This window comes from Caulobacter sp. NIBR2454, from assembly GCF_027474405.1.
Classification (GTDB): Bacteria; Pseudomonadota; Alphaproteobacteria; order Caulobacterales; family Caulobacteraceae; genus Caulobacter.
In genome coordinates, this window is sequence record NZ_CP114871.1 from 1,138,986 (window position 1) to 1,164,738 (window position 25,753).

Genomic DNA, 25,753 nt, shown 5'->3' on the forward strand with positions numbered 1-25,753 from the left:
GCATGCGCGTCTTGTTGTGCAAGTCACCAAAGCGAGCTTGAACGCACTGAAAACGCACGACTTTGAGGTTTACGTAGCGGGACCCGAGTTGACGATGTTCACTTCGCCATCGCCGTGGTCGCAGGTGATGCGGCCGACCAGAGGCTGACCACATGGGCGGTGGTGCAGGATCGCGGGCGGGCCTTCCGGGCCTGACAGCCAGCGATCGCCCCACCGGATCAGCTCGGCGATCAGGGGGAACAGGTCCAGGCCCTCCGCGGTGAGGCGGTATTCCCAGCGCTCGGGCCGCTCCTGGTAGAGCACCTTGCGCAGCACGCCCAATTCGACCAGGCGCGCCAGGCGGTCGGCCAGGATATTGGGCGCCACGCCCAAGGCGCTCTGGAGTTCGGTGAACCGGCGACGGCCCATGAAGGTCGAGGCGATGAGGTGGGCGATCCAACGATCGCCGATCACTTCCAGGGCCCGCTCCAGCATCGGATCGCCGGGTGTCAGGTTTTCGGACGGCACGATGGAGCGGCGCTGGGCGCGCGGCTTTTGCGGCGGATCCTCGCCGGCTCCCGGGCCGTCGACGGCGAAGGTGTCGCGGGCGACGACCTCGCGGTCGCAGTGGGCGCAGCGGAACTGGGGGGTGAACTCGTGGCCGTTATGGACGAGGCGGTGGGCGGGGCTGGCCGGATCGTAGAACCAGCGCTTTTCCCAGCGGATGATCATCAGGGCCGCGCCGTAGAGGTCCAGCCCCATGTCCGTCAGGCGGTATTCGTCGCGCGGGGGGCGTTCCTGATAGCGGTCGCGGCGCATGACACCAGCGGCCTCAAGACGACGCAGGCGGTCGGTCAGCAGGCTGCGGGCAAGGCCGATGCGGGCCTGGAAATCCTCGAACCGACGCACCCTGAAGAAGGCCTGATGCAGGATCATCAGCGTCCATCGGTCGCCGAGGATGTTCAGTGCGCGGGTGGCGGAATTGGCCTGGACGAGCTGGGTGGCCCGGGTGACGGGCGGTGTCCGAGGCTTGCGGGGAGGGGCGGCCATATCGGGCGGGACCGTCGTGGCGACGCGGGTTTAAGTCAAGCGCTTTGGGGCGGCCGTCGCGGCCGCCCCACGCCTTGCTCAGAAGCGACCCGAAAGGCGCACGCCGTAGGTGCGCGGCGGCCCAAACAGCGAAACCTCATCGCCCACGAACGGGATGATGCTGGAGCGATAGAGCTTGTCGGTCAGGTTCTTGCCGAAGACGGCGACGTTCCAGCCACGATCCTGGCGGCCAAAGCTGATGCGCGCGTCCAGCTGGCCGTAACCGTCCTCCATGTTGGTCTCTTCGGGACCCCAGAAGATGTCGTCCTGGTAGCTGTACTCGATATGGGCCGCCAGCTCGTAGTCCGAGGCCACCTCGTGACGCCAGTCAGCGCCGACGTTGAACTGGTAGTCGGGCGTGCGCTGGATCTTGTTGCCGCCGTAGTTGATGCCGCGCAGCGGGTCGATGTAGTCGTCGTACTTGGCGTCGAGCAACGAGCCCGAAGCGAAGATGCTGAACGAGCGCGTCAGCTGAGCCTGGGTCTCGACCTCGACGCCCTTGATCTTGGCGTTGGCGGCGTTGGCGATCACCAGAGTCAGGTTGACGTCGTCCAGCAGCTCGACCTGCAAGTCCTTGAAGCTGGTGTAGAAGGCCGCGATGTTGACGCGCAGGCGACGGTCGAACCAGTCGGTCTTCAGGCCGCCTTCGTAGTTCCAGGCGGTTTCAGGCTCGTAAGGCTTGGCGGCCCCGGCCGCATTGGCCGCCGCGCCCTGCCAACCGCCGCCCTTGAAGCCCTTCGAGGCCGAGGCGTAGAGCAGCTTGCCGGGCGACATCTTCCAGTCGAGCGAGAACTTGGGCGTGAACTCCGACCAGTCCTTGCCGACGCCGATGCTGTAGGGCGCCAGCAGGGGCGAGGGTGACAGGGTGTTGGGCAGGCCGACCGGACCCAGGCTGATGATCTCGGCGCGGGAGGTGAACGATTTTTCGTCCTTGGTGTAGCGGCCGCCGACCGTGAAGGTCAGGTCCTCGGTGATGTCGAAGTTGGCCTCGCCGAACACCGCGTAGTTCTTGGACTGGCCATTGCCGATGAAGATGTTGTCGCCGTCCAGGCTGTCGCGCGTGCTGCCTGCGCCGCCGGGCAGATAAGACTTGGCGGTGTTACGCGACGAGCGGTCGGTTTCTTCGTTCAGGTAGTAGAGGCCAGCCAGCCAGCGCAGCCGGGACGCGCGGGGAGACGCCAGGCGCAGTTCCTGGGTGATGCCGCGATAGTCCTCGGCCTGGGTGAGCGTCGAGTCGGTGATCGACGGAGGCGATCCAGCGCCGGCCTGGGTCCAGCGGTTGCGGCCCTCGCCCTCGCGGACAGCCGACACGTAGGTGAGCGTGTAGTCGCCCAGATCCCAGTCGGCTCGGGCGGTGAGGCCGCGCGTGTTGCGCCGCGCGTATTGCGGATAGGGCGACTCGTTGGTGCGCGGATCTTGCGAGCGCAGGTTGGGGGTGATGAACCCAAAGCCGGCTCGGGTCGGATCGTCCACCGCATGGCGCGAAGGACCGCCGCCCTCATCGCTGCTGATATCGGCCGTCACCAGGACACGGAAGGTCTCGGACGGGTCCCAGCTGACGGAAATGCGTCCGGCGTAGGATTCCAGGTCTTCCAGGTCCTGGCCGGTGACGATGTTCTTGGCGTAGCCGTCATGGCTGTTCTGATAGAGCGCGATACGGATCGCGGCGGTGTCGCTCAGGGGGCCGGTGATGTGGGCCTGGGTGGTGATGGCGTTGTAGTTGCCATAGGAGATTGAGCCGCTGCCGCCCACGACGTGTTCGGGCTTGGCGGTGATCAGGCTGATTGCCCCGCCGACGATGTTCTTGCCGAACAGGGTGCCTTGCGGACCGCGCAGCACTTCCACGCGGGCCAGATCGAAGATCGGCGGCGTGGCCGAGCCGCGACGGCCGATATAGACCTCGTCCAGGAAGGTGCCGATCGAGGGGTCGGCGGTGGCGCCGTTCAGGCGTACCGAGCCCACCCCGCGGATGAACATCTCCGACTCCATGGAGTTCTGCTGCTGGTAGGTGAAGCTCGGAATGCGGGAGGCGATCTGAGACAGGTCGGTGATGGCTCCGGCCTTCAGAGCCTCAGCGCCGATGGCGGTGACGGCCACGGGAACCGACTGCAGGTTCTCTTCGGTCTTGCGGGCGGTAACGATCACTTCTTCGATCTGGCCAGCCTGGGCGAAAGCGTTTGAGCTGGCCCCGGCGGTCAGGGCCGCAGCGGCCGATGCGGCGCAAAGCGACAGCCGTCCCATACGGTTACGCGTCATCTAGTCCCCCTAATGTTCTATGCGACGCCTTGGTGGGTCGCTTTAAGAAAGTCTTCCGCCGGGTTGTGGGTCTTGTCAAGATAGTGACTAGGAGAGCCCGCATTTGACAGGCGCGGCCTTCGTCGCTCATAACTTTCATAACGAGACTATAAACGAGTTAGGGAGACGATCATGAAGGCGATGCTGGCCATGGGTGCGGCGGTTTTGGCGATGGCTCTGGCTGCGCCGGCAAGCGCGGCCCCTGCCGATGACGCGGCCAAGCTGGCGGTGGTCAATGAGATGATCGCCGCCTGGAAAGATCAAAACTGGCGCAAGGTGGCCGACCTCTTCACCGAAGATGGCGTCCTGCATTCGATGATGGTCGAACCGGTGAAGGGCCGTGAGGCGATCTACCAGCGGATCGCGGGCCTGGGCGCGGGTGTGGACGCCGGCGGCGTCGTTCTGGACACCCGCAATCTTGGCGTCATCAACGGGGTCGTCTTCCTCGAGCGCGTCGACCGCTTTTCCTACAAGGGGCACAAGGGTGATGTGCCGGTGGTCGGCGTGATGGAATTCAGCGGCGGCCGCATCAAGGAATGGCGTGAGTATTACGACCGCGCCCAACTGCTGTCGGAAATGGGCGTGAAGGGCGACTTCACGCACTAGGCGAGATCGGCTGGTCCCGGCGCCCGCTCCTCGGCGCGGACGTCGGGGCCGCTTTGCTGTCAGACGGTCGGAACCGTTCCGCCATCGACGGTGAGTTCCGATCCATGGATCGAAGAGGCGCGATCCGAGGCCAGGAAGGCGATGGCTTCGGCGACCTCGAAGGGTTCTGCTCCGCGACCGATCGAAATGCCGCCGAGACCGTGCAGGACCAGTTGGCGGGCGTCCTCGATCGTGCCGCCGTTGGCGTCCTGGATGCGCTTGAGAAACGCGCCGGTCCCCTCGGTCATGATCCACCCGGGCGACAGGGTATTGACCCGCACGCCCTTGGGACCGAGTTCCTTGGAGATGGACTTGCTGTAGGTCCGGAGCGCCGCCTTGGCCGCAGCATAGGCGGTGGTCGCGTCCGGGAGAGGCAGGACCGACTGGATGGAGGTGACGTGGACCACCGCCCCGGCGCCCCGTTCGATCATCTGCGGGATGAGGAGGCGATCAAGACGAACCGTCGCGAGAAGGTTCAGGTTCAGTTCGCTAAGCCAGTGTTCGTCCGTCAGGGCTGTGAAGCCGCCGCCCGGAGTCGCCGAACCGCCGAGCACGTGAACCAGGATATCGACGCCGCCCAAGCGATCGAGCGCCGCCTTGGCGAAGGCTTCACCGCCTTCGGCCGTCGTCAGGTCCGCTTGGACGAATTCCACGCCGTCGATGGGGTCAAGAGCTCCGCGGGCGGAGGTGATGACCCGCGCGCCGCCGGCCAGGAAGCGGTCGACGGTGGCGCGGCCCAAACCCTTGGTCCCGCCGCTGACGAGCACGCGCTTGCCAGCGAACTCTTGCGGATTCGCCGGGGCGCTCATGCCGTGATCTCCAGGGCCTTGATGACGTCGCCGTCGAGGTCGAAGCGGTAGGTGAAGCGGATCGGGCTGCCCTTGAAATCGCCGTGCGCCGGACCTTCGACGACCACCTGACCATCGTCGTGACGGATCGTGTCGGGGGTGAAGATCGCTTTGAGGTCGGTCCCCATTTCCGTGAGCAGGGTGCGAATCTCTGCCTGGCCCGCGAAGCGTTTGCCGTTGTCCAGCAGGACGGCATCGGCGGCGAAGGGCTTCATCATGCCGTCTATATCGAGCCGTGCGTTGGCCGCGACATAGTCTGCGATTGGAAGCGGAAGTTCGAGCGACATTGTCCTTGTCCTCTTGGCTGCGGTCGCGGCTCTGGCTGGCTGCAACTCTGATGAAGCCAAGTTAGCGATGGACATGCGGCGCGATAATCGGGACAAATCGCGATGTGTCATCACGGAAATCAGGACAATGGGGCAGAGCGGTCTGATGGAGCTGGATGCCGTCCTGACGGTCGCGCGCCGCGGAAAGTTCCGGACGGCGGCGCTTGAGCTTGGCGTGTCGACGACCGCGCTCAGCAACGCGGTAGGCAAGCTGGAGCGCACCCTCGGGGTCCGGCTCTTCAACCGGACGACGAGGAGTGTCTCCCTAACGGAAGCGGGCGAACAGTTCGTCGCGCAGGTTGCGCCTGCTGTGCGGGACATCCACGAGGCCATGAACATCGCGCGTTCCCGGCAGGTGACGCCCTCAGGCACGCTGCGTATCAACGCCTTTCCGACAGCCGCGCGGGAGATTTTCTCGTCGCTCGTCCTGCCGTTCCAGCGGGAGCACCCGCTGGTCCACATCGACATTGTCACGGAGGGTCGCCTGGTGGACGTGGTCGCGGGCGGTTTCGACTTCGGCGTTCGTAGCTCCGACCTGGTTCCTGTGGACATGATCGCTCTTCCGCTGGGGCTCGCCCGGCGCAATGTCGTTGTCGGCTCGCCGAGCTATCTTGAAGCACGGGGAACACCCATCGTCCCCCAGGACCTCCTCGGACATTCTTGCTTGCGCGTCCGATTGCCGAATGGCGCGATCTACCGCTGGCCGTTCGAGAAGGACGGACAGTCAGTTCATGTCGATGTCGAAGGCGCGCTCACCCTCGATGAAGCGAGCCTTGCCCGCACCGCCGTCCTCGCTTCGGTTGGTCTAACCCTGGCGATGGAATCGGACGTTCGAGACGACATCGAGGCAGGCCGCCTTGTGCGGGTTCTTGAAGACTGGACGCCCACCTTGCCGCCTTTGAGTCTCTACTATCCAAGCCGGCGAAATCCGACCGCCGCCTTCAAGGCGTTCGTGGACTTCGCGCGCCGGCACGGCGGAGCGGGCGACGCCTTGGGTCGAATGCGGCCTTCCTCGCCGGTCGCCGGATAAGGGATCCGCGCGCTTATTCGGTCAGGTCCGCTCCAGCACCATGGCCGCCCCGACGCCGATCCCGCCGGTGGCGGCGACCACGCCGGTCTCCACGTTGGTCTGGCGCATGACGTCGATCAGGGTCCCCAGCAGGATCGCGCCGGTGGCGCCCATGGGGTGACCCATGGCCAGGTGTCCACCGTTGACGTTGAGCTTGGCCATGTCGGGCGAGCGGTCGCGCTCCAACTTCACTGGTACGGCGGCGAAGGCCTCCATGAACTCGACGGCGCCGACCGATCCCAGATCGAGTCCCGCGCGATCCAGCGCCTTGTCGAGAGCGGTGAAGCCGGCGGTCAGTTGCATCACGCGGTCGCCCGCCGCTTCGGCCACGCTACGGATGCGGGCGAGCGGCGTCAGACCCCAGCGTTCCCCTGCGGCCTTCGAGCCGACCAGGATCATCGCCGCCCCGTCAGAGATCGGCGGGCAGTGGGCGACGGTGTGGCGGTGAGCGACTTCGGTCACATCTGGACGATGGGCTAGGAGGATGTTGTCGAAACCAGCAGCGCCGAAGGGAGCGAATACCGGCGGCAGCTTCTTGAGCGACGCGCCGTCGCCAAAATCACGGATGTTCTCGTCATGGGCTAGGGCGACGGCCCCGTCCGGATGAGTGATCGCCACGACCCGATCGGCATAGCGGCCATCCGCCCAGGCCTTCGCCGCGCGCTGATGCGAGCGCAGGACGGCGGCGTCCATGGCGTCCCGGTCGATGTTCTCGGTGGTGGCCAGCAGATCGGCGGCGACCCCCACGGGCGACCAGCCCATGGCTGAGGCCATCCCCATGTCGGCGTAGTAGGTGGCCTTGTCGGTCATGAACTCGACCTGGGACATGGACTCCACGCCGCCGGCCAGGGCCAGCTCCGCCTCGCCGGACGCCACGCGCCGGGCAGCGTCCGCAACGGCCGAAAGGCCCGAGACGCAGAAGTTGTTGACGGTCAGAACCGGCACGTCGTCGGGCAGGTCGGCGCGAATGCGCGAAGCGAGTGCGATGTGCCCGCCCTGGGCGCCGACTTGGGTCACGCAGCCCAGGATGAAGGCCCCGGCGGCATGGATCGCCTCACGACCGTTGCGGGCCTCCAGCGCCTTCACCAGTTGAGCGACGAGCTCCACCGGCGGGATCGTGGAAAGCGAGCCGCCTGGCCGGCCCTTGCCCCGCGGGGTGCGCACCGCGTCATAGACATAGACCTCGGTCATTTCCTGTCTCCCCGCTTGCGGCCTTGCATGCCGTCTTGGTAAGTCTCGTAACGCAAGTTACATGGCGGGTGAACCGCCTGACAAGGGGAGAGCGCCTTTGACGCCGCGTGAGAAGCTTCAGCAGGGTCTGCGCATTCCGGCCATCGCCGCGCCCATGTTTCTGGTCTCTGGCCCAGACATGGCCATCGCCGCCTGCCGGGCGGGGATCATCGGCTCCTTCCCGGCCAACAACGCCCGTACCCTCGACGTGCTCGACGAATGGATGATCCGCATCAAGGCGGAAATTCCGGCCGACGGTCCCGCCTGGGCGGTGAATATCATGGTCCATCCGACCTACGCCCGGCTGCGGGACGAGATGGCGCTGGTGATGAAGCATCAGCCTCCGGTGGTGATCACCGCCCTGGGCAGCCCGGCGCCGATAGTCCAGGCGGTTCAGTCCTACGGCGGCATCGTCCTGGCCGACGTCAATTCGCTCAAGCATGCCAGGAAGGCCGCCTCCATCGGGGTGGACGGACTGGTGCTGGTCGCGGCGGGCGCGGGTGGTCACACCGGCCAGATCGCAGGCTTCGCCTTCGCTCCGGCGGTGCGCGAGTTTTTCGACGGGATCATCGTGCTGGGCGGCGGCATCGGCACGGGCCAGGCGGTCCGGGCCGCCGCGACCCTGGGCGCAGACTTCGCCTATCTGGGCACGCGGTTGATCGCCTGCGGCGAAAGCCTGGCTGACCCCGCCTACAAGCAGATGCTGATCGAGGCGACGGCCGAGGACATCGTCTGCTCGGCGGCCCTGACCGGCGCCTACGCCAACTGGCTGCGGCCCAGCCTGATCGCCGCCGGCTATGATCCCGACCAGATGGGCGAGAAGGCGCAGATGAACCTGGGTGCGCCAGAAGACGCCGCCGCCAAGCGCTGGCGCGACGTCTGGTCGGCCGGCCACGGGGTGGGCGGGGTCAAGGCCGTCGAACCGCTTGGCGTGATTGTCGAAGGCCTGGCGGCGGAATACGGCCGCGCGGGCTAGCGCTTGATTTGGCCGTCCACGTACTTGCGCATGCCGTCGCCGTAGGGCGGGCGCAGCATCTTCAACGGCCCGATGTCCTTCTTGATCTGCGTGAAGATCGACTTGCGGTGGCTGAATTCCCGGAAACCGTCCACGCCGTGATAGCTGCCCATGCCCGCCGGACCGACACCGCCAAAGGGCAGGTTCTCCTGCGCCACATGGAAGATCACATCGTTGATCGTGACGCCGCCGGCGGTGGTTTCTGACAGCACCGTGTCCTGCTCGGCCGCATCGGCGCCGAAATAGTAGAGGCCGAGCGGGCGGTCGTGGGCGTTGATGTAGTCAACCGCCTCGTCGATCCGGTCATAGGTCTTCACCGGCAGGAGCGGGCCGAAGATCTCCTCCTGCATGACCTTCATGTCGTCGGTGGGGTCGATGATCAGGGTCGGGGCGATCTTGCGATGTTCCTGCTGCGAGAGGGTCTCGCCGGCGGGGTTGATCTCGACCACCCGCGCGCCCTTGGCGCGGGCGTCGTCCAGATAGCCCTGCATGCGGTCGTAGTGCCGCTGGGAGACGAGGGCGGTGTAGTCGGGGTTGTCGCGGATGGTCGGGAACATGCGGGCGACGGACTTGGTCGCCTCGTCCACAAAGGCGTCCAGCCTGTCGCGCGGCGCCAGCACATAATCGGGCGCTAGACAGATCTGGCCCGCGTTCAGGGTCTTGCCGTTCATCACCCTGGCGGCGGCGGTGGCCATATCGGCGGAGCGTCCCAAGATCACAGGGCTCTTGCCGCCCAGTTCCAGGGTCACGGGGACGAGGTTCTCGGCGGCCGCGCGCATCACATGGCGGCCGATGCTGGTCGCGCCGGTGAACAGGATGTGGTCGAAGGGGAGGTGGGTGAACGCCTCGCCGATCTGAGGTCCCCCGGTGATCACCGCGACCTCTTCCTCCGAAAACACCGAGCCGAACATCTGGGCCATCAGGGCGGAGGTGGCGGGCGTGTGCTCGGACGGCTTGATCATCGCCCGGTTGCCCGCCGCCAGCACGCCGGCCAGGGGCGCGAAAGTCAGGTTGACGGGGAAGTTCCAGGGGCTGATCACCCCCACTACGCCCTTGGGCTGGAAGTGGATCTCGGCCTTGGCGCCGAACAGCCCCAGGATGGCCGGGGTGGTCTTACGCTTCTCGGGCCGCATCCATTTGGCCACGTTCGCCTTGGCGTGCTTGAGCGCGCCGATCGAGGCGGCGATGTCGGTGAAGGCGGTGGCGTCGCGCGAGCGGGCGCCGAAGTCCTGATTGGCGGCGTCCTCGATGTCGCGGCGGTGGTCCACCAGCAAGGCGATGCAGCGTTCGATACGCTCGGCCCGAAGTTGCGCCGACGGCGCGCCGTCACGCAGGTGGGCGGCCTTCTGGCGGGCCAGGATGGCGGTCATCGGACCAGTGAGGCTGGCGTCCATTGGCGTCTTCTCCCGAGCGCCCTTTGGATGTTCTTAGCGACGTGGGCGCGCTTATCCTGTCAGTGAAGGTCGGGCGCCGCTAGGTCAGTCAATCCGGTCTTGGGGATGGACGCTCAGCCGTGGCCAAGCGCTAGGGCGACCAACGAAGCGAGCTCGGCCTGATCAAACGGCTTGGTCAGGAAGCCCAGCGCGCCGCCGTCCAGCGCCTGTCTTTGACGCCGTTCGTCCGGGAAGGCAGTGACGAAAATGATGGGCGTGGCGCGGCCTTCACCCCTCAGCCGCGCTAGCAGCTCCAGGCCATTCATGCCGGGCATCTGCACGTCGCTGACGATGCAGGCGGGGGCGGCGACGGTCGGGTCGTCCAACCAGGCTTCGGCCGAAGCGAACAGCTGGACGCTGTACCCGAGCGAGCGAAGGAGGCGGCCGGTGGCGGCGCGCACGGATGGATCGTCGTCGATGACGCAGATGAGCGGAGAGGGGGACACGGGGGCACGCAACCAATCAACGCCGCGGGAAGAAGACTGCGACCCACTCTGAATGCGTCAAAGCCGCGTTGGGAGATATCATACTGTGGTCGTAACCGACGCTGTCGATATCACCTCGTCCCATCGTCGCGCCGCAAGCGTCGCACGCCAAGCTCGTCGGCCATGCCGATGAGATCGACTACGCCGCGGGCGCCCAGCTTCTGCATCATGTTGCCCCGGTGGATCTTAACGGTGACCTCGGCAAGGCCCAGCTCGTGGGCGATCTGCTTGTTGAGCAAGCCGCGGGCGACCAGGGCGAAGACCTCGCGCTCCCGAGGCGTCAGCGTCTCAAAGCGTGCGCGCAGCACGTCCATGGAGGCTTCCAGGCGGCGGGAGACACGATCGCGCTCCAGCGCCGCGGTGACGGCGTCGAGCATCTCCTGATCGCGAAAGGGCTTGGACAGAAAGTCCACGGCGCCGGCCTTCATGGCCTGCACCGACATGGGCACGTCGCCGTGACCTGTCATAAAGACGATCGGCACGTTGCGGCCCTGACGCGACAGCTGGCTCTGCAGGTCGAGCCCGCTCAGGCCCGGCATACGCACGTCCAGCACAAGGCAGGTCGGACCGTCGGGAAAGGGCGCTTGAATCAGCTCGGCGGCGGAGCTGAACAACTGTGCGGACAGGCCAACGCTGCGAAACAGCCTGCCGAGCGCCTCGCGCAGGGCGTTGTCGTCGTCCACAACCAGCACGCACGACTGCGACGCGTTCATGCTCTTTCTCCGACGGGCAGTTCGAAGCTGAATGTGGCGCCATGCTCTGGATTGTCGCCAGCCCAGATCCGCCCGCCGTGGGTCTCGACGATGGAACGGCAGATGGAGAGCCCCATCCCCAGGCCGTCTGGACGGGTCGTATAGAAGGCGTCGAACAGGCGCATCGCGCCATCGGAGCCCAGGCCGACGCCGGTGTCGGTCACGGACACGCCCGCCCGGTCGTCGCGGCGCCAGGTTGAGACCGTCAGACGCCGCTCGCGGCCTTCGACGGCCTCCATGGCGTGTACCCCATTCAGCATCAGGTTCAGGAGGACCTGCTGCAGCTCGATCCTGTCGCCGAGCGGGCCAGGCCCTTCGTGGGCAAGGTCCAGCGCCATGGTCACCTGGTTTTGCGAACACTGGCGCTCCACAAGCCGGACTGTCTCCTCCACCAGAACGCCCAGATCGACCGGCTCCGTCTGTCGCGGACTCTTGCGGGCGAGGGCGCGTAGCCGCGCCACGACGGCGCTGGCCCGGTCGGCGTCAGCCACGCTCTGGCGTACGCCTTCACGCACTTCATCCAAGGGCGGCGGGTCAAGATCGAGGAAGCGCAAGGTGGCCTGGCCGTTGGTCACGATGGCGGCGAGGGGCTGGTTGACCTCGTGGGCGATCGACGCGGTCAGTTCGCCAAGCGCGGTCACCCGGCTGACGTGGGCCAGGGCGCTCTGGGCCTCCATCAAGGCTTCCTGGGCCCGGTTACGCTCGCTGACGTCGAAGATGCTGCCCATCGCCCAACCCTGTTCGCGGCCTTCGGCGGGGAAGGTGAGGACAAAGTGGACGGCGATCCTGCGGCCGTCGAGGGTGTTGAGGAAGGTGTCGGCCTGCACCTGATCGCGCCCTTCCCACAGGGCCTGGAGGATCTCGGAAAAGGCGTTGGTGGCCGCCTGCCGCACCTCGTCCTGCGCCGCCAGCAGCGAGGCCTTGTCCGGCGCGGCGAGCACCTTGAGCGTGGCCTCGTTGGCGTCGATGAGGCGCGCCTTGCTGGACGCCTCGTCGATGATATGCGGGTTATCCGCCAAGTGCCGCGCCAGGTCCCTGACGCCCTGGGTCCGCAGCGACTGCAGAAGCGAAAGCACTTGCGACCAGTCCTCCTCCCACAGCATGGCGCCGGCGGAATCAAAGATCGTCCGATAGCGGCGCTCCCGTGCGCGCAGGGCTTCGGTGCTCTGCAACGAGCGGACGGCGAGGGTCGTGGTGATGGCGATGGCCGACAGGCTCACCGCGCAGCGCGCCAAGGCGCCGCCGACGGCGCCGTGGTGGACCAGTCCATAGCTGAGGAGCGTCAGGCCCCCGCAGGCGCCGCCAACGATCAGCACGCCGCGCGTGCCCGTGAAGGTCATCGAGAGCATGATCACCACCACGTAGAGGACGGCGACAGTGAACGTCTCGGCGCGGAAGGTGTCGAAGATGAAGATCGCCGCGGCCAGGGCGACGGCAGTGGCGATGCGCACTGGCGTAGCGGGCCATGGGCGCGGTTCGCCGCCGGCGGCGGAGTGCGGCGGTGTCAATTGTCGTCTCCCCTTGCGGCCGGGGCTTTGCGCCCGACGGCCGCCCCGTCCTGGCGCAACCTGAGCCGCTGGCCAATAACACTATGGTCGTAGTGGAGGAGCAACGGGTCGGTGCCCGTCAGGCCTCGCCATAGACCGCATTTCGGAAGTCATGGTGCAAGGTTCCATCAAACGGAATGCGCTGCACCAGGAAGACGGCGGCCAGGTCGTTGGCCGGGTCGATCCAGAACAGGGTCGAGGCGTAGCCATCCCAGAAGAATTCGCCGACCTCGCCGCGATTTTCCGCCGGATCGGCTGGCGGGGCGGTCCGGACGGCGAAGTCGAAACCGAACCCGACCGAACCCTTGCTCGGCAGGAAGTGGCGTGAGGTTATCGCCGGATCGAGCTGGTCGCTGGCCATCAACCGGATGGTCGAGGGTTTCAGGATCTTGGCGCCATCCAGTGTGCCGCCCGCCAGAAGCATCCGGCAAAAGCGCATGTAGTCGTCGATGGACGAGACCAGTCCGGCGCCGCCCATGGTCAAGCGTCGGGATGGGGCGAAGTTGTTGGCCCGGGTCTGCTCATCGGACTGGCGCACGAGGCCGCCTTGCTGTCCGCCCACATAGACAGTCGCGAGGCGATCCAGCTTGGCGGCGGGCTGGGTCCAGCCCGTATCGGCCATCTTCAACGGCTCGAGCACGCGACGGCGCACATGAGCCTCGAAGGGCTCGCCCGCCAGGGTCTCCACCAGCAGCGCCTGCACATCGACGGCGGCGCTGTAGCTCCAGATTTCGCCAGGATCGGCCAGCAGCGGCAGCGAGGCCAGGCGGCGCCCCGCCTCGGCGAGGTCATTGGCGGGATTGAGCGGATCGGCCCGCTTGTAGGCCAGGTCGGCCGCCGTCTCGCCGGAGCCATAGGACAGGCCTGCGGTGTGCCGTAGCAGATCGCGGATAAGAACCGGGCGGCTCGCGGGGCTCAAGCCGCCCGCGCCGCGGTCGACCTGCATCTGCGCGAATTGGGGCAGATAGCGCGCGATCGGATCGTCCAGATGGAACCGGCCCTGCTCCCAAAGCTGCATGAGCGCCACGCCGGTGACGGGCTTGGTCATCGAATAGATCTGAAACAGCGTGCGCCGGTCCAGGGGGCGGCGAGCCTCCCGGTCCGCGAAACCTGTGGCGTGGAAATATCGCTCGCGGCCGCCCTGCCAGATCAGGGCCGAGGCTCCCGCCACCCGGCCGGCGGCCACCATCTGATCCAGAGCAGAGTCGATCCGGCGCGGCTGCAGCCGAAGCACCTTTGGCCGCGACGCGACGTGGGCGGCGGCGCCTGAGGCGGGCAGGGCCCAGCCGGCCATGGCGGCGGCGCCAACCGTCTTGATGAAGCGTCGGCGGTCATTTGGCGGGGGCATCAAAACCGTCCTTGTGCAATAAGGCTCGCGTTTCGCAAGCGCTGGCTGGCGCTACTGTCCTTCGGCGGAGCGTGGTTGTGAAGCGTCGCCTTGCTGGCTTTGCCGCGCTCAATGGGCTGATAGTCTAGGGTATGGCTGCTCCGTCCTTTTCCTCTGGCGCCTTCCTGGGCGACCGGTCCCGCGCCATCCAGGTTGCGGGTTTCAAGGTGGGGCTCTGGCGGGCGAGCCTGCCGCCCGAAGGCGTCCACACCCATATCCATGAGGACGCTCACTTCGTCCTCGCGCTCGACGGCGGCTACCACAGCCTCGCTCACGACGCCCGCACGCCGCGCGGCGTCGCGTTCGGGCCGGGAGCGCTGGTCTGGAATCCGCCGGGCGTGGAGCATCGCGATTCCTTCGAAAGGCCTGGCGGCCGCTTCTTGTCGGTCAGTTTCATGCCGCCCCAGGGAGCCGCCCAGGGCGACCCGCTGCGCTTGAGGGAGCACTGCGCGGGCGCGGCGGCCCGTCGGCTAGTTGGGAGGCTCGCGCGCCTCGCCGATGGTGATGAGATCGCCGTGGAGGGTTTGGTGCTTGAAATGGCCGGCGCTGTGCTGACGGCGGCCGAGCTGGAGGAGGATCCGGCGCCGGACTGGCTGTTGCTGGCCGACGAGATGATCGGCGATCTTTCCTGTCAGGCAGGGCTTGAGGTGCGTGAAGTGGCCCGCCAGGTCGGTGTGCATCCCGTCAGCCTGGCCCGCCGCTACCGGCGTCACTTTGGCCGCTCACCCGCAACCGCGATCCGTCTGGCGCGCGCGGACAGGGCTGCGGATTTGATCGCCCGCGGACGAGATTTGGTGGAGACCGCTATCGTCGCCGGCTACGCGGACCAGAGCCATCTGACGCGCGATTTTCGCGCCATCTATGGGTTGCCTCCTGCCCGGTATCGCGCCGCTTTCGCCTGAGCGGTTTCAGCTGTTCAAGATGTCGCGTCGGGCCGGCGCTATGGCGAACGCCAGTCACATCGGGGAATCCATATGCGTCTTCTGGTTACCGCCGCGCTTGGTCTAATCCTTCTGGCCGCGCCAGCTGGCGCGCAATCACCGCCTACAACACCGGTCAGTCCGGTGGTCGCCGCTGAAGGGCTGGCGGCCATGGATGCGCAAATCCGCGACGGCAAGTTCCAGAAGATCACCAGCGTCCTGATCGCCCAGCGCGGCCGGATGGTGCATGAGGCCTATTTCGACGAGGGGGGCGCGCAGGCGCGTCGCAACACCCGCTCGGTGACCAAGACGGTCACGGCGATGCTGGTGGGCGCCGCTATCGCGCGTGGCGACCTCAAGGGCGTGGACGTCCCGGTCGCTCCGTTCATCCCCGGGCCTTTCGAGCACCCGGACCCGCGCAAGTCGCGCATCACGGTCGAGGACTTCCTGACCATGAGTTCGCTGCTGGAGTGCGATGACTCCAACTCGTTCTCGCGCGGCAACGAGGAGCGGATGTACCTGATCGAGGACTGGGCCAAGTTCGCCCTCGACCTGCCGATCAAGGGCTTTCCCGAATGGACGCTCAAGCCGCAGGATTCGCCCTATGGCCGCTCGTTCAGCTATTGCACGGCCGGGGTCGTCACCCTCGGCGCGGTGGTTCAGAAGGCGACCGGCCAGCCGTTGCCTGCCTTCGCCCACGACGCCCTGTTCGCTCCGCTCGGAATCGAGGGTGAGCGCTGGCAAGGATCGCCCACGGGCCTAGCCATGGGCGGCGGCGGCCTTGGCCTGCGCAGCCGCGATCTCCTGGCGCTGGGACGGCTGCTGCTTGATGGCGGTCGATGGGAGGGCCGCCAGGTGTTGCCGCCAGCCTGGGTGAAGGCGATGACCACCCCACATGCCAGCGTGTCCCCCGATCGTGGCGACTACGGCTATCTGGTCTGGCTGCCGACTTACAAGGTCGGCGAAGTCGCGCACAAGGCCTGGATGATGTCGGGCAGCGGCGGCAACAAGGTGATCGTGTTCCCCGATCTGGAGGCGGTGGTCGTGGTGACGACCGAGAACTTCAGAGTTCGCAACCCGCACGACGTCACCGATTCGCTGATCACCGAGCATGTGCTGCCCGCCATTGGGCGCTGACGACGAAGCCGCCGCAAACCAAGTTCAGCAGCGGTTTCGTCAGTCTTCAGCGATGTGTGGAGGAAGTGGTGGGTGTAGTAGGATTCGAACCTACGACCCGCTGATTAAGAGTCAGCTGCTCTACCAACTGAGCTATACACCCACGTCCGTCTTCAGGCCCTGCGGCCCGTCAGCGAGGCGCGGAACATACTCGAAAACTTTCGCTTGGCAAGGGCGGTTTACATGGCGCGTCGAGACCTAACCGGAGCGGTCGATTTTCCTTATCTGGAGGGGTTTGCGGCGGGAGATCTGGGAGTGATCGAGGAGGTTCTGGCGCTCTTTTGTGAGCAGGCGGAGATCTGGAGCGCGCTGCTGGACACCGATGGCGACCAGTGGATCGACGCCGTGCATACCATCAAGGGCGCGGCGCGGGGTGTGGGGGCCTTCGCCTTGGGCGATGCTTGCGAGCGCGCCGAGGCCATCGGTCCCGCGGGAATCGGAGCCGTCAAGGACGCCCTGGCGGCGGCGTTGATGGATGTGGCGGCCTATCGCCATGAGATGGCGCTAAGATCGCTGAAGGCCTGAGCTTTAACCCTCGCGGGTCTTGTCCCAGACGGTGAATTCGTAGGCGATGCAGCGGTCGATCAGCTGGCGCCAAACCGGCTCGGCGATGGCTTCCGACAGACCAGCCTCGCGGGCGGCGGCCTTTACCTTGGTCACCACATCCTCGATGCGGGCGCGGTCGTGGACGGCGTTGCGGTTCGGCTTGATCCGCGCGGCGGCGTCCATATAGCGCTGACGCTCGGCCAGCATCAGGACAAGGGCCCGGTCGAGGGCGTCAACGCCCTGGCGCACATCGGCCATGGTCGTGCAGTCGGCGGGCGCTGGCCGGGGGTCGGTCGCGCTGAGGATGTCGTGGGGCATGAAGTCTCTAGATACCGGCGCCGTTGTCGAGGGTGCGGAGCGCCGCCTCATGGGCGGCGGCCTCCTCCAGAAGCCAGGAGACGAAGGCCTTCACCTGAGGCAGCCGTCCCTTGGCCTTGGGATGGACGACGTAATAGGCGAAGTCCACGGCGGTGGCGATCTCGAAAGGCGTCACCAGCCGACCCGACTCCAGGTCGGCCTGCGCCAGGGTGCGCTTGGCCAGGGCGACGCCGCGACCGTTGGCGGCCGCCTCGATCACCAGGCTGGACTGGTTGAAGCGCGGCCCGCGCGCGCCATCCACAGTCTTGATGCCCCGCGCCGCCAGCCACATGGCCCAGTCGGGGCAGGAGTCGTCGGCGTCGGGCGAGCCGTCGTGCAGCAGGATGTGGCGCGCCAGATCGCTCGGATCGTTCAGCGGGTTCTGAGCCAGCAGGTCCGGGCTGGCCACGGGAATCACGGTCTCGCTGAGCAGGCGGATGGTCTCAAGCCCCGGATAGCGGCCGGCGCCGTAGCGGATGGCCAGGTCCACTTCCCCGGCGGCGAAATCCACCACCTCCATGCCGGCCGACAGCCATACGTCTACCTGGGGTTGCGCCTCCTCGAACTTGCCAAGGCGTGGGACCAGCCACTTGGCGGCGAAGGAGGGGGCGGCGGTCAGGCTGAGGCGGCGGCCATCCACGGCTGCGGTCAGAAGGCTGGCCGCTTCTGCTAGACGATCGAAGGCCTCGCGCAGGGCCGGCAGGGCGGTCTGCGCCGCGTCAGTCAGCAGGAGCCCCTTGGGCGTGCGCTTGAACAAGGCCGCGCCCACATAGTCTTCGAGGTTCTGGATCTGCTGCGAGACCGCGCCGGGCGTCACCGACAGCTCATCGGCGGCGCGGCTGAAGTTCAGATGGCGTGCGGCGGCCTCGAATGCGCGCAGGGCGTTCAGGGGCGGCAGGCGCCGTCTCTCGGTGCTTTTTTCCATGAGTTTTACTGAACGCCCCGGCAGAAGACCTCGTTTGCGAATTGGACCCTCGCGGATCAATTTGCAACCACCCGCTGGCGTATCGGCCCTTTTCGCTCGCGGGGGCTGCGGGGCGGATCTTCGGGTCTGCCCCGCAGGCGATTCCAGGAGCCAGCTTATAGAGGACCTAAAGCCTCATGTCCCGCCAGGGCGCTTCCCCCGCAAAGCCCGGCCGGCTCGTCGTCCTCCGCGGCGGGCCTTCGAACACTCGCGTCACGGGCCGCGTGGTCCTGGTCGGCGCCGGTCCCGGCGACCCAGAACTGCTGACGATCAAGGCGCTGAAAGCCCTGCAAGCCGCTGACGTGATCGTCCACGACGGCCTGGTCTCTCCCGAAATCCTCGATCTCGCTTCGTCCGCCGCCCGACGCATCGATGTGGCCAAGCGCAAGTCGCGCCACACCTTGCCGCAGGACGAGATCAACCGCTTGCTGGTGGCCTTGGCCCAGGAGGGTCTGTCGGTGGTGCGCCTCAAGGGCGGCGACCCCTTCATCTTCGGCCGCGGCGGCGAGGAGCTTGAGGCCTGCCGTGCGGCGGGCGTCGAGTGCGCCGTCATTCCCGGCGTCACCGCCGCTCTGGCCGCCGGCGCCTCGGCTGGCGCGCCCCTGACCCATCGCGGCGCGGCCCAGGCGGTGACCTTCGTCACGGGCCATGCCGCACATGGCGAACCCGATCTGGACTGGGCGGCCCTGGCGCGTCCCAACCACACGGTCGTCATCTATATGGGCCTGTCGACCGCCGGCGTGATCGCCGATCGCCTGACGGGCGCCGGTCGCTCGGCGGCGACGCCCGCGCTGGTCGTCGTCAACGCCAGCCGCGCCGACGAGCAGCGTATCGTCACCACGCTTGGCCAACTTCCCGCCGTCGCGGCCGGGCTTGCCGGTCCGGCCCTCCTGATGGTGGGCGAGGCCATGGCCCTCGCCGCCGCCGGCGCGTCCGAGATCGTCCAACCCCTCCTGTCCAGCCGGAGCGTGGGCGCATGAAAGTACTCACCGCCAACCGCCTGATCGATGGCGAGGTCGTGTTCTGGAAGGCCGGCCAGTGGGTCGAGCGCTTCGCCGACGCTGAGCTGTTCACCGAGATCGAGCCAGGCGAGGCCGCCGTGGCCGTCGGCAAGAGCCAGCCCACCGTGATCGTCGAGCCCTATCTGATCGACGTCGTCGAGGCGGGCGCGGGCTTGGCCCCGGTCAGCTATCGCGAGCGCATTCGCGCGCTCGGCCCCACCAATGAGCTGGGCCACGGCAAGCAGTCCGAGGGCGGCGACGCCATCGAGGCCCTGCAGCACGCCTCCGGCGCGGCCCGCTCCACCGGTCGTCTCGACCTGATCCGCAGAAAGTAGAGGGAGGGAGCCGATGTATCTGTACGACGCCCTCGATAAGGAATTCCTGGCTGACCGGTCCGCGGAGTTCCGCGGCCAGGTGGCGCGGCGCCTCGCCGGCGAGCTGAGCGAGGATCAGTTCAAGCCTCTGCGGCTGATGAACGGCCTTTATCTGCAACTGCACGCCTACATGCTGCGGGTGGCGATCCCCTATGGCTCGCTGAACGCGGCGCAGGCGCGCCGCCTGGCCGATATCGCCCGCCGCTACGACAAGGGCTACGGCCACTTCACCACCCGCCAGAACATCCAGTTCAACTGGATCAAGCTGGGCGACGCGCCAGACATCCTCGACCAACTGGCCGAGGTGGACCTGCACGCCATCCAGACCAGCGGCAATTGCATCCGCAACGTCACGTCCGACCCCTATGCCGGCGCCACCGCCGACGAAGTCGATGATCCGCGCGTGTGGTCGGAGGTGATCCGCCAATGGTCGACGCTGCATCCGGAATTCTCGTTCCTGCCGCGCAAGTTCAAGATCGCCATCACCGCCGCGCCCAAGGACCGCACGGCGGCGCGTGTGCATGACATCGGCCTGGTGGCCCGTCGCGGTCGCGACGGCTCGCTCGGCTTTGAAGTGATCGTCGGCGGCGGGCAGGGGCGTACGCCCTATGTCGGTCCGACCATCAAGGAGCATCTGCCGGCGTCGCGCCTGCTGAGCTACCTGGAGGCGGTGCTGCGCGTCTACAACCGCTACGGACGGCGCGACAACATCTACAAGGCCCGGATCAAGATCCTGGTCGCCGCCCTGGGCGCCGAGGAATTCGGCCGTCAGGTCGAGGAAGAGTGGGCCAAGATCGACGCCGCCCGCGCCGACCTGCCCGACACCGAACTGGCCCGCATCCGCGGCGCCTTCGCCTCCACGCCCTTCGAGACCCTGCCGGCGACGTCGGCGGCGTTCGATGCGGCCAAGACCGCTGATCCCGCCTTCGCCCGGTTCGTGCGCAACAACGTCAAGCCGCACAAGAAAGCCGGCTACGCCATCGTCGAGGTTTCGTTGAAGGCGATCGGCCAGACGCCGGGCGACGCCACGGCCGATCAGCTCGATATCGCCGCCGACCTGGCCGAGCGCTACAGCCTCAACGACCTGCGCGTCACCCACGCCCAGAACCTGGTGCTGCCGCACGTGAAGCTGGACGACGTTCCGGTGGTGCATGCGGCCTTGCAAAAGGCGGGTCTGGCCACGGCCAATATCGACCTGGCGTCTGACATCATCGCCTGCCCGGGTCTGGACTATTGCGCCCTGGCCAACGCCCGCGCGATCCCGGTGGCTCAGCATATCGCCGAGAAATTCGCCGACGCCGACTACGCCGAGAAGGTCGGCGAACTGAAGATCAAGATCAGCGGCTGCATCAACGCCTGCGGCCACCACCACGTCGCCCACATCGGTGTGCTGGGCGTCGATAAGAAGGGCGAGGAGTTTTACCAGCTCTCGCTGGGCGGCTCCGGCGCCGAGGACGCCAGCATCGCCCAGATTCTCGGCCCGGCCTTGCCTGCCGACAAGGTGGCGGGCGCGGTGGACGTTCTGGTGGAGAAGTACCTGTCAGTGCGCGAGGGCGAGGAGCGTTTCCTCGACACCTTCCGCCGCATCGGCATGGCCCCGTTCAAGGAGGCCGTCTATGCCGACGCTCATTAAGCTGACCGACGCCGGCTATGCCGAGATCGACAACGACTTCGTCCATGTGGCGGACGAGGACGACGCGCCCAATGCCGACGCGGTGATCTTGTCCCACGCCCGGTTCCAGGCCGAAGGCGAAGCCCTGCTGGCCGCCGGCCGCAAGGTGGGGGTTCGGTTGGAGAGCGATCAGGCGGTCGAGGACCTGGCCTATGACCTGCCGCGCCTGTCAGTGGTGGCCCTGGCCTTCCCGAAATTTCGCGACGGCCGCGCCTTCACCAGCGCCCGGCTGTTGCGCGAACGTCTGGGATTCACGGGCGAGGTGAGGGCGGTGGGGGACGTGTTCCGCGAGCAGGCTGGTTTCATGGTCCGCTGCGGGTTCGACGCCTTCGAGCCGTCGGACGGCTCCAATGCACAGGAGTGGGGGAAGGCCGCCGGGCGGTTCCGGCATGTGTACCAGCGCGCCGCCGACGACCGCGCGCCGGCCTTCGAGGAAAGGGCCTGACCATGGCCTTCGACCGCGAGCATCCCCATTCCTTCGCCGCGCGGCTGAACGCCGATCTGCGCGACGCGCCGCCCCAACGGGTGCTCGAGGCCGCCTGGGCCGTCTATGGCGACAAGCTGGCTCTGGTCTCTTCTTTCGGGGCGGAGTCTGCGGTGTTGCTGCACATCGCGGCCCAGATCACCCGCAAGATTCCGGTCCTGTTCCTGGACACCGGCATGCTGTTTGGTCAGACGCTCGACTACCGCAGGCAATTGGCCGAGCGCCTGGGCCTGACTGACGTGCGCGACTTGCGCCCCAAGTTCGCTGATCTGGCGCTCAAGGATCCGGCGTCAAATCTTTGGAAGACCAGCACCGACGCCTGCTGCGACATCCGCAAGGTGCGCCCGCTCGATGAAGCGCTGGGCGGGTTCGAGGCTTGGATCACCGGCCGCAAGCGGTTCCACGGCGGCGATCGGCTGCACCTGCCGGTGGTCGAAGAGGCAGGGTCGCAGGTGAAGTTCAACCCGCTGGCCAATTGGTCCAAGGCCGAACTGGACGCCTATGCGGCCAAGCATGAACTGCCGGCCCATCCACTGGTGGCGAACGGTTTCCCGTCGATCGGCTGCTGGCCCTGCACCAAACCGGTTGAGGCCGGCGCGGACGTGCGCGCCGGCCGTTGGCAGGGTCAGGAGAAGACCGAATGCGGCATCCACGTCGCCCGCGCGCCTGGTCGTGAAACCAGCATGGGCGAGGGGATCTAGACCCTCCCGGGTGGGGCCAACCGCGCTCGGAGATGGCCTGCGCGCAAAGCCTCGCCGGTGGCTTGCCCGTTGCGCGCGGCGGCAATCAACCTCAGCCATGAGTAGAGTCCGCGGGCCGAATCTGGCCATGTGCTGGTTGGACGCTGCGGCTTGAGGGAAGGGAGGGGAAATGGTCTCACCGATCATCAAGTACTCCCTGGCCCAGTTCAGCGCCCTTTCGGCCACCGAGGCCCAGAGCCTGACGGCGGCCGACATGAGGCTGCTATCGACCTCGCAGCTGAGCGCCATGAGCGCCACCGCCATCGGCGAGCTGTCCCAGGCGCAGGTCGAGGCGCTCTCCACAGCGCAGGTCAAAGGGCTCAAGGCCGCCCAGATACCGCATCTGGATTCGGCGGTGTCCTTTTCGGTGGCCCAGCTGAAGGTGTTCGCGGCCGACCAGATGCGCGGGTTCGACACCACTCGCATCGCTGGCCTCGACGCGGGTGAACTGGCCGTTCTGTCGGGCCAGCAGCTATCAGGACTTGCGGACACGGCGATCAACGCCCTGGTGGCCACCCAGCTGGACGCCCTGAGCGCTCGCCAACTGGCGGGGCTGACTGCCATGGCGCTGTCGCAACTGGACGCCACGCGGATTGGCCTGCTCGACAGCGACCAGATCAGGGGCCTGACCGCCGTCCAGATGAAAGACCTGAGCGCCGCCGATTTCTCCGAGTTCACCACCACCCAGGTTTCGGCGATGACCGGCGGCCAACTCGGCGCCCTGTCGGGGACCAACCTGCAGTCGCTATCGCTGACCCAGATGATGTCCCTGGACGCGACCCAGGTGCGCGGTCTGACGGCGACGCAACTGCGGATGCTGGGCGCCGGCGACCTGGCCGAGTTCGGGACCACCCAGATTGCCGCGCTCACAGCGGGTCAGGTTGCGGCGCTCAGCAGCACGCAGCTGGCCGGGCTCGATCAGACCCAGGTGCGCGCCCTCGGCGGCGCTCAGATGCGCGCGATCTCGCCCAGTTTGCTGGCCGTCCTGACGGCGGCCGACATCGCAAGGTTTGGCGCCGACCAGATCGGCGGACTGACCGCCGCGCAGCTAAAGGTTCTAAGCAGCGCGACGCTCGCAACGCTCGACGAGACCCAGGTCCGCGCCCTGCCGGCCAGCCAGATTCAGGGGCTGTCGCCGACCGCCTTTGCTGGCTTGAGCCAGACCCAGGTCTCCTGGCTGAACGTGTCCCAGATCAGGGGGCTGTCGACCAGCCAGGTGCGCGCCTTGGACGCCGGCGCGTTTGAGCGGCTTGACGCCACCCAGGTATCGGCCCTGACCGGCGCCCAGCTCGGCGCCCTATCGACGACGAACCTGCTGAGCCTCGACGCCACCCAGGTGCGCGGACTGGACGCCAGCCAGATGCGCGGCATCACGGCTGGCCAACTTCGCGCGATGACCGAGACTGATCTGGCCGAGCTCGGCGTCTCCCAGATCGCCTCGCTCCTGGGCACGCAGGTCACCGCCCTCAGCGCCACGCAGCTTTCAGCCCTTGACCGCACCCAGGTCCAGGCGTTGGGCGCGGCCCAGATGCGCGGCGTCACCGCCGGCCAGATGGCCGGCCTGTCGGTCACCGACCTGGGCGAGTTCGCTGCGACCCAAATCCAGGCCCTGTCAGCCGCGCAATTGGGCGTCCTGGGCGCAGCCGCCGCGTCGGTCATGGACGAGGCTTGGCTCGACGCCCTTTCGACCCGGCAGATCGCCGGACTGTCCACCGCCGCTCTCAACCAGTTCAGCGCCACGCAGTTGGCCAGTCTGAGCCTTGAACAGGTCAAGGGCCTGACCGCGCTTCAGATACGCTCCCTAGACGCCACCGCTTTCGGCGGCCTCAACGATGAGCAGTTGGCCGCCTTCAGCGGCGCGCAACTGGCTGCGCTGTCGGCGACCAACCTCAACAGCCTGGACAGCGCCCAAATGCAGGCGCTGGACGCGACAAAGCTCAAGGCGCTCGCCGCTTCGCAGCTTGCCGGGTTGTCCGCGACCCGGATCGCCGATCTTGGCCCCACCCAGATCGCGGCGCTCGCGCCCTCCCAGATCAAGGGTCTGTCGGCCACCGCCTTCGCCGCCCTCGATGCGGGGCAGGTGGGCTCCCTGAGCGCACCGCAGATCCAGGCCCTGGCGCCCACGCAACTGTCGCTTCTGGACGCGACCGGCGTCGCGAAATTCAGCAACACGCAGCTTAGGGCTCTGAGCGGAGGGCAATTGAGCGGCTTGCCGTCTCTGTCCATGCTCGATGCGGCCAACCTGGACCGGCTGACGGCGGCGCAGCTTGGCGGGCTGCGGCCCGGGCAGTTGAGCTCGCTGACCCAGACCCAGATGGCTTCGCTGGAGGCCAGCCAGATCCGCGGCCTGACCGCCCAGCAGATCAAGGCCCTGGCCGCCACGGACCTGGCCGAATTTGGCCCAACCCAGATCGCCGCCCTGACCGCGGCCCAACTCACGGCCTTGAGCGCCCCGCAACTGGCGGCCCTAGCCGACACCCAGTTGCAGGCGCTGACCGCCTCACAGGTGCGCGCGCTGTCGGTCACCACGCTGAAGGCCATCCCCGCCGCCGAGCTTGCAAGGTTTGGCCCCGAGCAATTGTCAGGTCTCACATCGCCGCAGCTGGCGGCCTTGGGCTCCGACAGGTTCGGTGATCTCGACAGGACACAGATCGGGGGGCTCAAGGCCAGTCAGCTGTCGGCCCTGACCGCCCAGGCGTTCGCCCAACTGACCAGCACCCAGGTCGGCTGGCTCGATGCGACCCAGATCAGGGGTCTGACGGCCGCGCAGTTGCGGGGGCTGGCGGCGGCGGACTTCGCCGAGTTCACCACCACCCAGATCGGCGCCCTCACGGGCGCCCAGCTGGGCGCGCTTTCGCTCACCAGCTTCGCGGGCCTGAGCGCCACGCAACTGGGCGATCTGGACGCGACCCAGGTCCGTGGTCTCGCCGCCAGCCAACTGGCCCAGCTGACCGCTGGCCAGATGGCGGCCCTGGGTGAGACCCAAATCCGCGCCCTGTCCCAGGTGCAGGTGCGCGCGCTGGCGGCCACCAGCATCGGGCAGCTGGACGCCACCCAGATCGGCTTTCTTGGAGCCACGCAGATACAGGGCCTCAGCCTGACCCAACTGCGGCAATTGTCGGCCACCGAATTTGGGCGCCTTACGTCCGCACAGGTGATGGCCATGACGCGCCTGCAGATGCCAGGACTGTCGGAGGGCGTGCTGGACGCGCTGACCATCACCGACATGGCCCTCTTTGCGCCCACCCAGATCGCCGGCCTGGCGGCCAGCCAGCTTGATCGTCTGAGCGCCGCGCACATCGCGGCGCTGACCGATGAACAGGTGGCGGCCATGACCGCGGCGCAGATCCAGTCGCTGGATGAAGCCCAGCGCCAGGCGCTGGTTCAGTAGCGGTATGCCCTCCCTGTCAGCCGCATCC

Annotated in this window: 24 protein-coding genes and 1 tRNA gene; 12 read left to right on the top strand and 13 right to left on the bottom strand. The window is 67.2% G+C overall.

Going from position 1 to position 25,753, the window contains the following annotated elements; all coding sequences use genetic code 11:
- Nucleotides 1–69: 69 nt before the first annotated feature.
- Together O5K31_RS05590 and O5K31_RS05595 are read right to left on the bottom strand one after the other, a co-directional pair.
- Nucleotides 70–1,029, bottom strand: a complete 960-nt coding sequence (locus tag O5K31_RS05590; protein WP_269716325.1) for a winged helix-turn-helix transcriptional regulator — start codon at nt 1,027–1,029, stop codon at nt 70–72.
- 78 nt (nt 1,030–1,107) lie between these two features.
- On the bottom strand, nt 1,108–3,324 hold the full coding sequence (locus O5K31_RS05595) for a TonB-dependent receptor (RefSeq protein ID WP_269716326.1): 2,217 nt from the start codon (nt 3,322–3,324) through the stop codon (nt 1,108–1,110).
- A 171-nt stretch (nt 3,325–3,495) separates the two neighbouring features.
- On the opposite strand from O5K31_RS05595, the gene O5K31_RS05600 reads away from it, so the two are divergent.
- Nucleotides 3,496–3,969: an SgcJ/EcaC family oxidoreductase gene (locus tag O5K31_RS05600; RefSeq protein ID WP_269716327.1), complete on the top strand. Its 474-nt coding sequence runs from the start codon at nt 3,496–3,498 to the stop codon at nt 3,967–3,969.
- A 59-nt stretch (nt 3,970–4,028) separates the two neighbouring features.
- Here O5K31_RS05600 and O5K31_RS05605 read toward each other — a convergent pair whose 3' ends face one another.
- Nucleotides 4,029–4,817 carry an SDR family oxidoreductase gene (locus O5K31_RS05605; protein WP_269716328.1) on the bottom strand — a complete coding sequence of 263 codons (789 nt, stop codon included), beginning with the start codon at nt 4,815–4,817 and terminating at the stop codon, nt 4,029–4,031.
- Nucleotides 4,814–5,143, bottom strand: coding sequence for a nuclear transport factor 2 family protein (locus tag O5K31_RS05610; protein WP_269716329.1), 330 nt, complete (start codon nt 5,141–5,143; stop codon nt 4,814–4,816). The genes O5K31_RS05605 and O5K31_RS05610 overlap by 4 nt, the downstream gene beginning before the upstream one ends.
- A 145-nt stretch (nt 5,144–5,288) precedes the next feature.
- On the opposite strand from O5K31_RS05610, the gene O5K31_RS05615 reads away from it, so the two are divergent.
- Complete coding sequence (locus O5K31_RS05615; protein WP_269716330.1) at nt 5,289–6,212, top strand: LysR family transcriptional regulator; 924 nt, start codon at nt 5,289–5,291, stop codon at nt 6,210–6,212.
- 21 nt (nt 6,213–6,233) lie between these two features.
- On the opposite strand, the gene O5K31_RS05620 is transcribed toward O5K31_RS05615, so the two are convergent.
- Nucleotides 6,234–7,442 carry an acetyl-CoA C-acyltransferase gene (locus O5K31_RS05620; protein WP_269716331.1) on the bottom strand — a complete coding sequence of 403 codons (1,209 nt, stop codon included), beginning with the start codon at nt 7,440–7,442 and terminating at the stop codon, nt 6,234–6,236.
- Between the two features lie 97 nt (nt 7,443–7,539).
- Here O5K31_RS05620 and O5K31_RS05625 point away from each other — a divergent pair, with 97 nt between their 5' ends.
- Nucleotides 7,540–8,457 (top strand): NAD(P)H-dependent flavin oxidoreductase, encoded by a 918-nt coding sequence (locus O5K31_RS05625; protein ID WP_269716332.1) that lies wholly within the window; start codon nt 7,540–7,542, stop codon nt 8,455–8,457.
- Here the strand turns inward: O5K31_RS05625 and O5K31_RS05630 are convergent.
- From O5K31_RS05630 to O5K31_RS05650, 5 genes are all read right to left on the bottom strand, one after another.
- Complete coding sequence (locus O5K31_RS05630) at nt 8,454–9,890, bottom strand: coniferyl aldehyde dehydrogenase (RefSeq protein ID WP_269716333.1); 1,437 nt, start codon at nt 9,888–9,890, stop codon at nt 8,454–8,456. The two genes, O5K31_RS05625 and O5K31_RS05630, sit on opposite strands and share 4 nt — an antisense overlap.
- A gap of 113 nt (nt 9,891–10,003) precedes the next feature.
- Entirely contained in the window at nt 10,004–10,375 is a 372-nt protein-coding gene (locus O5K31_RS05635) for a response regulator transcription factor (RefSeq protein WP_269716334.1), read from the bottom strand.
- A gap of 110 nt (nt 10,376–10,485) precedes the next feature.
- Nucleotides 10,486–11,127, bottom strand: a complete 642-nt coding sequence (locus O5K31_RS05640) for a response regulator transcription factor (protein ID WP_269716335.1) — start codon at nt 11,125–11,127, stop codon at nt 10,486–10,488.
- Nucleotides 11,124–12,674 (bottom strand): sensor histidine kinase, encoded by a 1,551-nt coding sequence (locus tag O5K31_RS05645; RefSeq protein ID WP_269716336.1) that lies wholly within the window; start codon nt 12,672–12,674, stop codon nt 11,124–11,126. The genes O5K31_RS05640 and O5K31_RS05645 overlap by 4 nt, the downstream gene beginning before the upstream one ends.
- 118 nt (nt 12,675–12,792) lie before the next feature.
- Nucleotides 12,793–14,061, bottom strand: a complete 1,269-nt coding sequence (locus O5K31_RS05650) for a serine hydrolase domain-containing protein (protein ID WP_269716337.1) — start codon at nt 14,059–14,061, stop codon at nt 12,793–12,795.
- 131 nt (nt 14,062–14,192) lie between these two features.
- Between O5K31_RS05650 and O5K31_RS05655 the strand changes: the two genes are divergently transcribed.
- Together O5K31_RS05655 and O5K31_RS05660 are read left to right on the top strand one after the other, a co-directional pair.
- Nucleotides 14,193–15,002, top strand: coding sequence for a helix-turn-helix domain-containing protein (locus O5K31_RS05655; protein ID WP_269716338.1), 810 nt, complete (start codon nt 14,193–14,195; stop codon nt 15,000–15,002).
- A 72-nt stretch (nt 15,003–15,074) separates the two neighbouring features.
- Nucleotides 15,075–16,157 (top strand): serine hydrolase domain-containing protein, encoded by a 1,083-nt coding sequence (locus O5K31_RS05660; protein WP_269716339.1) that lies wholly within the window; start codon nt 15,075–15,077, stop codon nt 16,155–16,157.
- A gap of 66 nt (nt 16,158–16,223) precedes the next feature.
- Here O5K31_RS05660 and O5K31_RS05665 read toward each other — a convergent pair.
- A tRNA-Lys gene (locus tag O5K31_RS05665) sits at nt 16,224–16,299 on the bottom strand.
- Nucleotides 16,300–16,379: 80 nt separating this feature from the next.
- On the opposite strand from O5K31_RS05665, the gene O5K31_RS05670 reads away from it, so the two are divergent.
- Nucleotides 16,380–16,721, top strand: coding sequence for an Hpt domain-containing protein (locus tag O5K31_RS05670; RefSeq protein WP_269716340.1), 342 nt, complete (start codon nt 16,380–16,382; stop codon nt 16,719–16,721).
- 3 nt (nt 16,722–16,724) lie between these two features.
- On the opposite strand, the gene O5K31_RS05675 is transcribed toward O5K31_RS05670, so the two are convergent.
- Together O5K31_RS05675 and gcvA are read right to left on the bottom strand one after the other, a co-directional pair.
- Nucleotides 16,725–17,060 carry a chorismate mutase gene (locus tag O5K31_RS05675; protein ID WP_269716341.1) on the bottom strand — a complete coding sequence of 112 codons (336 nt, stop codon included), beginning with the start codon at nt 17,058–17,060 and terminating at the stop codon, nt 16,725–16,727.
- Nucleotides 17,061–17,067: 7 nt separating this feature from the next.
- Entirely contained in the window at nt 17,068–18,024 is a 957-nt protein-coding gene (gene gcvA, locus O5K31_RS05680) for a transcriptional regulator GcvA (RefSeq protein ID WP_269716342.1), read from the bottom strand.
- Between the two features lie 176 nt (nt 18,025–18,200).
- Here gcvA and cobA point away from each other — a divergent pair, with 176 nt between their 5' ends.
- From cobA to O5K31_RS05710, 6 genes are all read left to right on the top strand, one after another.
- The gene (gene cobA, locus O5K31_RS05685; protein ID WP_442867758.1) at nt 18,201–19,043 is read left to right on the top strand and encodes a uroporphyrinogen-III C-methyltransferase; all 843 of its coding nucleotides are present in this window, start codon (nt 18,201–18,203) and stop codon (nt 19,041–19,043) included.
- Nucleotides 19,040–19,399, top strand: coding sequence for a DUF2849 domain-containing protein (locus tag O5K31_RS05690; RefSeq protein ID WP_269716343.1), 360 nt, complete (start codon nt 19,040–19,042; stop codon nt 19,397–19,399). Before cobA ends, O5K31_RS05690 begins: the two co-directional genes overlap by 4 nt.
- A 13-nt stretch (nt 19,400–19,412) precedes the next feature.
- A complete protein-coding gene (locus O5K31_RS05695; RefSeq protein ID WP_269716344.1) occupies nt 19,413–21,071 on the top strand; it encodes a nitrite/sulfite reductase in 1,659 nt (552 codons plus the stop codon).
- Nucleotides 21,055–21,555: a DUF934 domain-containing protein gene (locus tag O5K31_RS05700; RefSeq protein ID WP_269716345.1), complete on the top strand. Its 501-nt coding sequence runs from the start codon at nt 21,055–21,057 to the stop codon at nt 21,553–21,555. Before O5K31_RS05695 ends, O5K31_RS05700 begins: the two co-directional genes overlap by 17 nt.
- 2 nt (nt 21,556–21,557) lie before the next feature.
- On the top strand, nt 21,558–22,295 hold the full coding sequence (locus tag O5K31_RS05705) for a phosphoadenylyl-sulfate reductase (protein ID WP_269716346.1): 738 nt from the start codon (nt 21,558–21,560) through the stop codon (nt 22,293–22,295).
- A 169-nt stretch (nt 22,296–22,464) separates the two neighbouring features.
- Complete coding sequence (locus O5K31_RS05710) at nt 22,465–25,725, top strand: hypothetical protein (protein ID WP_269716347.1); 3,261 nt, start codon at nt 22,465–22,467, stop codon at nt 25,723–25,725.
- Nucleotides 25,726–25,753: the final 28 nt, after the last annotated feature.